Annotated in this window: 7 protein-coding genes and 1 riboswitch; of the genes, 2 read left to right on the forward strand and 5 right to left on the reverse strand. The window is 74.6% G+C overall.

Annotated elements, in window-relative coordinates:
- The 3 genes from AB0G02_RS17475 to AB0G02_RS17485 form a co-directional block, all read right to left on the reverse strand.
- The coding region (locus AB0G02_RS17475) for an ATP-binding protein (protein WP_360795020.1) at positions 1 to 1399 on the reverse strand (1399 nt) is incomplete at its 3' end.
- Positions 1400 to 1455: 56 nt separating this feature from the next.
- A riboswitch (cobalamin riboswitch) is annotated at positions 1456 to 1552 on the reverse strand.
- Positions 1539 to 2135, reverse strand: a complete 597-nt coding sequence (locus AB0G02_RS17480) for a TetR/AcrR family transcriptional regulator (protein ID WP_360795022.1) — start codon at positions 2133 to 2135, stop codon at positions 1539 to 1541. (Overlaps the previous riboswitch by 14 nt.)
- Positions 2136 to 2219: 84 nt before the next feature.
- Entirely contained in the window at positions 2220 to 3395 is a 1176-nt protein-coding gene (locus AB0G02_RS17485; protein ID WP_360795024.1) for a cytochrome P450, read from the reverse strand.
- Positions 3396 to 3431: 36 nt separating this feature from the next.
- On the opposite strand from AB0G02_RS17485, the gene AB0G02_RS17490 reads away from it, so the two are divergent.
- Complete coding sequence (locus tag AB0G02_RS17490) at positions 3432 to 4610, forward strand: 8-amino-7-oxononanoate synthase (RefSeq protein WP_360795027.1); 1179 nt, start codon at positions 3432 to 3434, stop codon at positions 4608 to 4610.
- Here the strand turns inward: AB0G02_RS17490 and AB0G02_RS17495 are convergent.
- Positions 4564 to 5049 carry a GNAT family N-acetyltransferase gene (locus tag AB0G02_RS17495; protein WP_360795030.1) on the reverse strand — a complete coding sequence of 162 codons (486 nt, stop codon included), beginning with the start codon at positions 5047 to 5049 and terminating at the stop codon, positions 4564 to 4566. The two genes, AB0G02_RS17490 and AB0G02_RS17495, sit on opposite strands and share 47 nt — an antisense overlap.
- Before the next feature lie 20 nt (positions 5050 to 5069).
- Positions 5070 to 5789: a serine protease gene (locus tag AB0G02_RS17500; protein WP_360795033.1), complete on the reverse strand. Its 720-nt coding sequence runs from the start codon at positions 5787 to 5789 to the stop codon at positions 5070 to 5072.
- A 175-nt stretch (positions 5790 to 5964) separates the two neighbouring features.
- Between AB0G02_RS17500 and AB0G02_RS17505 the strand changes: the two genes are divergently transcribed.
- Positions 5965 to 6570 carry a LysE family translocator gene (locus tag AB0G02_RS17505; RefSeq protein ID WP_360795036.1) on the forward strand — a complete coding sequence of 202 codons (606 nt, stop codon included), beginning with the start codon at positions 5965 to 5967 and terminating at the stop codon, positions 6568 to 6570.
- Positions 6571 to 6622 lie beyond the last annotated feature (52 nt).

Raw genomic sequence — 6622 nt, forward strand, 5'->3', positions numbered from 1 at the left:
CCTTGTAGTTCTCCTCGAAGTCGCGCGGGTCGGCCGGGCCCGGACCGCTGCGCCCGCGGGCGACCTGGTGGGGCGCCGCCGCGCCGAGCGTGCCGAGGACGTGCAGGCCTGAACCGTCCACTGTGGACGAACGCACCACCCGGCCGGTGCGGGCGCGGGCGCGGGACCGCTTGCCCGGCGCACCCTCACCCACCCCGGGCACCTGCAACAACCTGGCCCGGAACGCGGGCGCGGGGGTGTGCGACCGTTCGGCCGACCCACCGCCCTGACCGTCCTGAGTGGACTCCGACGGGTCGCCGGGCAGGGACGAGCCGCCACCGTCGCCGCCCGGTCCGCCCGGTCCGTCGGGGTCGTCCTCCGGGCCCCCGGGGTCGGTGTCCGGCTCCTCGGCGGCTTCCGCGCCCTGCTGGAGGGCGTCGTTCAGCTGCTCCTCCTCCAGACCCGGCTCGTCGAACGGGTCGCGGCGCTTGCGGTGCGGCAGCGCCAACCGGACGGCCGCCTCCACGTCCTGCTCGGTCACCTCGGCGGCGCCGCGCCAGGCGGCGTACGCGGTCGCGGTGCGGGCCACCACCAGGTCCGCGCGCATCCCGTCCACCTCGAACGCGGCGCAGATGCCGGCGATGCGGCGCAGTTCGGCGTCCGGCAGCACCACGTCCCCGAGGCGGTCGCGGGCGGCCACGATCCGTCGGGCCAGCTCGGCGTCGGCGTCGGCCCAGCGGGCGGCGAACCCGTCCTGGTCGGCCTCGTAGGCCAGCCGCCGCCGCACGACCTCGGCGCGCGTCGGCACGTCCCGGGCGGCGCGGACCGCGACCGTGAGGCCGAAGCGGTCGAGCAGCTGCGGGCGCAGCTCGCCCTCCTCCGGGTTCATGGTGCCCACCAGCAGGAACGACGCCGCGTGCGACACGGACACGCCTTCGCGCTCGACGTGCGCGCGGCCCATGGCGGCGGCGTCGAGCAGCAGGTCGACCAGGTGGTCGTGCAGGAGGTTGACCTCGTCGACGTACAGCACGCCGCGGTGCGCGGCGGCCAGCAGACCCGGTTGGTAGGCGCGGACGCCCTCGGTCAGCGCGCGTTCGAGGTCGAGCGAGCCGATCAGCCGGTCCTCGGTCGCGCCGACCGGCAGCTCGACCAGCCGGGCCGGACGCCGTTCGGAGCCGTGCCCATGGGGGCCGTCGGGGCAGTCGGTCGGCACGGCCGGGTCGCAGCCGAACCGGCAGCCCGGCACCACGTCCAGCTCGGGCAGCAGCGCGGCGAGCGCGCGCACCACGGTCGACTTCGCGGTGCCCTTCTCACCTCGGACGAGCACCCCGCCGATACCGGGGTGCACGGCGTTGAGCAGCAGGGCCGTGCGGAGGTCGTCGTGGCCGACGACGGCGGAAAAGGGGAAACGCGCGCCCATGCGGCGGTGTCCTTCCTCGGGTGTCCACGCCCGTGTCCGGTCGATGAGTCGGGGGTCGAGTTCCTGACTCCCGGCTCCTCGGTCCGGTCACAGTGGCGGGACCGCGCCGGATTCGCACCGGCTTCCTCGCACACCCCCTCTACAGCCTGGGCATCGTCGCACTTCCCCCGGCGGGCTCCAAGTCCCCCACCAGGACTCCGCGAGCGAGCGAGATCACACCGGCCCGCACGCGGGGCACCGCCAGACCGCACTGGTTGACCAGGTGGTGCAGGAAGTCGGCGCGCAGCTGGGCGAGCAGGCCGTGCGCCAGGAACTCGGCGTCCGCACCCGGCCTGACCTGCGCGACCAGGGCCACCAGGCGCTGGTGCGTGAGCGGGGAGCTGGCGTCGCAGGCGATGCTGCGCGAGGACACCCGCTCCACCGCGGTGACCAGGGGCAGCGCCGCCATCACGTGGTCGAACAGGGTGGCCACGAACGTGATCACCCTCTCGTCCGCGGGGACGTCGTCGGCCTCCAGCAGGGCGGCCGACTCGGCCCGCCAGGACTGCGAGATCTCGTCCACGACGGCCAGCACGAGCCCCTCGCGGTCACCGAACCGGCGGAACACCGTGCCCTTGCCCACGCCCGCCGCCGCCGCGACGTCGTCCATCGAGAACCCGTCGGGACCGCGTTCGGCCATCAGGCGCGCGGCGTTGGCCAGGATCGCGGCGCGGTTGCGCGCGGCGTCCTTCCGCATCGCGGACCTCCTCGACCCGACACTTCCCCGAAAACGGACCAAAAGTCCGTATGGTAGCGCAGGAAGGCCGTCCGGCGGTGCCGCTCAGGCCGGGACCAGGTCCCCCAGCTCGACCTCGACGCTCAACGGCGCGCGGAACGACAGCAGGCCGAGCATCGGCGGCGGCGCGGTCGACGCCAGCCGCAGGTCCGGGAACCGCCGCGCGGTCTCCCGCAGCACCACCTCCGCCTCCAGCCTGGCCAGGCCCGCGCCGAGGCAGAAGTGCCTGCCGTAGCCGAACGCCAGGTGCCTGCGCGCCCGCGGCCGGGCCGGGCAGAACCGCTCCGGCTCCTCGAACGCGTCCGGGTCCGAGCCGCTGCCCGCGAGCATCAGCAGCAGCGGCGCACCCGCCGGGACGTCCACGCCCGAGAGGGTGACCGGCTCGGCGGCGACCCGGCGCCACGTGCTGACCGGCGGATTCCGCCGCAGCACCTCTTCCACGCACGCGGCGGCCACGCCCGGCTCGTCCAGGCGGGACCACAGGTCGCCGTGCCGCAACACGGCGTGGAACGCCGCGCACAGCAGCTGCGTCGTCGTCTCCTGACCGGCGATCAGCAGGAAGTAGCAGAGCCCGGCCGCGTCGCGGATCGGCACGTCCTGCGCGCGCAACGCGCCGAAGAGGTCGTCACCGCGCGGGTCGGCGGCCTTGATCCGGGAGGTCAACCACCGGTGGAACTCGGCGGCGGGCCGGGCCAGCTCGTGCTGCCGCGACTCCGTGACGTCACCCCAGAACAGCTCCAACGACGCCGTGCTCCACGCCTTGAGCGCCTCGACGTCCACCCCTCCGATGCCCATGACCTCCAGCAGCACGAGCGCGGGCAGGTCGCGGGCCAGCGCGGGGTGCAGGTCGGCCCGCCCGCCCAGCCGGTCCAGCCGCTCGCCGGTCAGCTCCGCGATCCGCGGTCCCATCGCGGCGACCCGGGCCGGGGTGAGGAAGCGGGCGACCAGCCGGCGCAGCTCGGCGTGCGTGTCGGTGCCGTTGTTGGCCAGGGTCGGCGGCAGCGAGAAGCCCGCGCGGGCCAGCACCCGCAGCACCGGGCGCGGGATCGGGACCACCGCGGTCAACGCGTTGTCCGGGTGGAAGCGGCGCGGGTCGGCCAGCACCGCGCGCACGTCGTCGTAGCGGCTGACCAGCCACAACCCGGTGCGGTCGTCCCGGTGGACCGGTGCGTGCTCCCTCAGTGAGCGCAGGTCGGCGGGCTCGGGCCGGAAGAGGTCCACGCCGGCACCGTAGCCGTCGGATGCGACACTGCCGGCGTGAGCGTGCGCACAGGTGACTCGGTGTTCGACTGGATCGACACGCGTGCCGAGGCGCGCGCGAAGGCGGGCCTCGCCCGCCGGGTCCGGCCCCGACCGGCCGACTCGACGAACCTCGACCTCGCGTCGAACGACTACCTGGGCCTGGCCCGCGACAAGCGGGTGACGGGCGCCGCCGCCGCGGCCTCCCTGCGCTGGGGCGCGGGCTCGACCGGGTCGCGGCTGGTCACCGGCTCCACCGAGCTGCACACCGAGCTGGAGTACGAGCTGGCGAACTTCTGCGGCGCGCAGTCGGCGCTGGTGTTCTCCTCGGGCTACCTGGCGAACCTCGGCGCGCTGACCGCGCTGTCCGGCCCCGGCACGGCGATCGTGGCCGACCAGCACATCCACGCCTCGCTGATCGACGGCACCCGGCTGTCCAAGGCCGACGTCGTGGTCGCCGGGCACTGCGACGTCGAGCAGGTCACGCACGCCCTCGCCACGCGCGGCAAGCGGCGGGCGCTGGTGGTGACCGACTCGGTGTTCTCCGTCGACGGCGACCTCGCGCCGCTGGCCGAACTCGCCGCCGCGTGCCGCGAGCACGACGCGGCGCTGGTGGTGGACGACGCGCACGGCCTCGGCGTCGTCGGGGACGGCGGGCGCGGCGCGGTGCACGCGGCGGGCCTGGCCAAGTCACCCGACGTGGTGACCACGGTGACGCTGTCCAAGTCGCTGGGCGCGCAGGGCGGCGCGGTGCTCGGGCCAAGCCGGGTGATCAAGCACCTGGTCGACACCGCGCGCACGTTCATCTTCGACACCGGCCTCGCCCCGGCCAGTGCGGCGGCGTCCCTGGCCGCGCTGAAGGTCCTGCGGGACGAGCCGGAACGGCCCGCGCGGGCGCTGGAGGTCGCCCAGGACCTCGCGTTCCGGCTGAAGGAGGCCGGGTTGCGCGTCAGCACGCCGACCGCGGCCGTCGTGTCGGTGCAGGCGCCCTCGCCCGAGGCGGCGTTCGACTGGGCGGAGGCGTGCCGCGCGCAGGGCGTGGTCGTCGGCTGCTTCCGGCCGCCGTCGGTGCCCGACCGGATCTCCCGGCTCCGGCTGACCGCCCGCGCCGACCTGTCCGAGGCCGACGTCGAGCGGGCCGTGCGGGTGATCACGGAGACCGGCGCATCCGCAGGTGCGGTATCCCGTCCTCGATGAACTCCGCGCCCTGCGGCCGGAAGCCGAACGAGGCGTAGAAGTCGGCCACGTAGGTCTGCGCGTCCAGCACGCACTCCACCCGCCCGACCTCGGCCAGCGCCGCCTCCAGCAACCGACGGCTGTAGCCGCGACCGCGGGCGGCGCGGGCCGTGCAGACCCGGCCGATGCGGAAGGTCCCACCGGGCTCCTCCAACAACCGCAGGTACGCCTGCGGCTGCGGACCGCCGGCCGGTTCCGCCGCCGGTGACGGCACCTCGGCCTCCAGCCAGAAGTGCCGGGTGGTCGGCTCCAGGTCACGCCCGTCCAGCTCGGGGTAGGGGCAGTTCTGCTCCACGACGAACACGTCGGAGCGCAGCTTGAGCACGGCGTAGAGCTGGTCGGTCGTCAGGTCGGCCGACCACTGCCGGCGCAACGTCGCCGGGTACGGGTGTGAGCGCACACCACTGTGGTACCACAGTCTCAGATTTGCCCCTGGTACCGGCTCAGCCGCGTGTAGACGCCGGGCTCGCCGGGACGCGCGCAGCCGCGGCCGTAGGACACGACGCCGACCAGCTCGCCCGCCACGGTGAGCGGCCCGCCGGAGTCGCCCTCGCAGGCGTCCTTGCCGCCTTCCGGGTAGCCCGCGCACAGCATCCCGCCCGGCCGGTAGTCGGGCACCGCGGCGGCGCACTCGGCGTCCGCGCGGATCGGCACCTCCACCTCGCGCAGCCGCCTGCTCGGCGCGGCCAGCTCACCGGTGCGGCCCCAGCCGTAGACCTTGGCCTGGCCCGACGCGGCGTCGGTGATGCGGACCGGCCGGTACGGCAGCGGCGAGGCGAGCGTGAGGGTGGCCACGTCGTCGCCTGCGGACACCCCGGTGAACGCCGGGTGCCGCCAGAGCGAGGCGACGCCCACCGCCCGCCCGGCGGCGGTGTCGAGGTCGGCCCGACCGGCCACCGCGGTCAGCTCGTCGGGCCGCCGCTCGCGGGTGCCCAGGGTGGTGCGCTCGACCGTGCAGTGCGCGGCGGTGACCACCTTGTCGGGCGCGATCAGCGCGCCGCCGCAGAAGAACCTGCCCGCGTCGAACAGCGCCACCGCCCACGGTGTCGCGGGCGCCTCCTGCCCGCCGACGATCGCGTCCGCGGGCAGCGCGGACAGGACCAGCACGAGAACCGCGAAGACCGGCGCGCTGATGCGCATGGAGCACCCCTCTACGACAGGTGGTCGATCGGCCACAGACCGTAGCGGACCGGCCAACCTGCCCTCAGCGGGGTATGGAATCCGGAAAATCTGTTGTTAGTATCCGCTGTCACCGAAGATTCATCGGTCAGTGAGGCAGATCACGACGATCTGTCCGGAACATGAGGGAGGTTCCATGCATGTGGACTTCAGTCAGCTGCCGGCGTTCCTGCTCGCCTGCGCGGTGGTCGTGCTGACCCCGGGCGTGGACGCCTTCCTGCTGCTGCGCACCTCGATGCGGTCCGGCACGCGCGCCGGGCTGATGGCGCTGGCGGGCATCCACACCGCGGCCTTCGCGCAGGTGGCGCTGGTGATCTCCGGCCTCGGCGTGGTGATCGCCCGCTACCCCGCCGTGCTGACCGGGCTGCGGTGGGTCGGCGCGGCCTACCTGCTCTACCTCGCCGTGACGATCGCCCGCGGGCTGGTGCGGCGCTCCGGCGGCGAGGTGGCGGAGGTGGCGACCCGGCCGTTCCGGCAGGGGTTCCTCACCAACATCACCAACCCGAAGATGCTGCTGTTCTCCCTGGCGTTCCTGCCGCAGTTCATCGGCACGGGCGACCCGGCGCTCCAGCTGGGCGTGCTCGCCGCCGTGTTCCTCGGGCTGGCCGCGCTGTGGGAGCTGATGATCGTGGTGGCCGCGTCGCGCGTCGCCGGGTCGCTGCGCCGCCCCGGCGTGACCACGGCGCTGGACGCGGTGTGCGCGGCGGTGTTCCTCACCATGTCGATCGGGCTCGTGCTCTAGGCCGACCCCGCCGAGGACCGGCGTGCGGACTCCCGAGGCCCGGGGGTCCGCC

Origin of the sequence: Actinosynnema sp. NPDC023658, from assembly GCF_040639995.1 — a bacterium.
GTDB lineage: Bacteria > Actinomycetota > Actinomycetes > Mycobacteriales > Pseudonocardiaceae > Actinosynnema.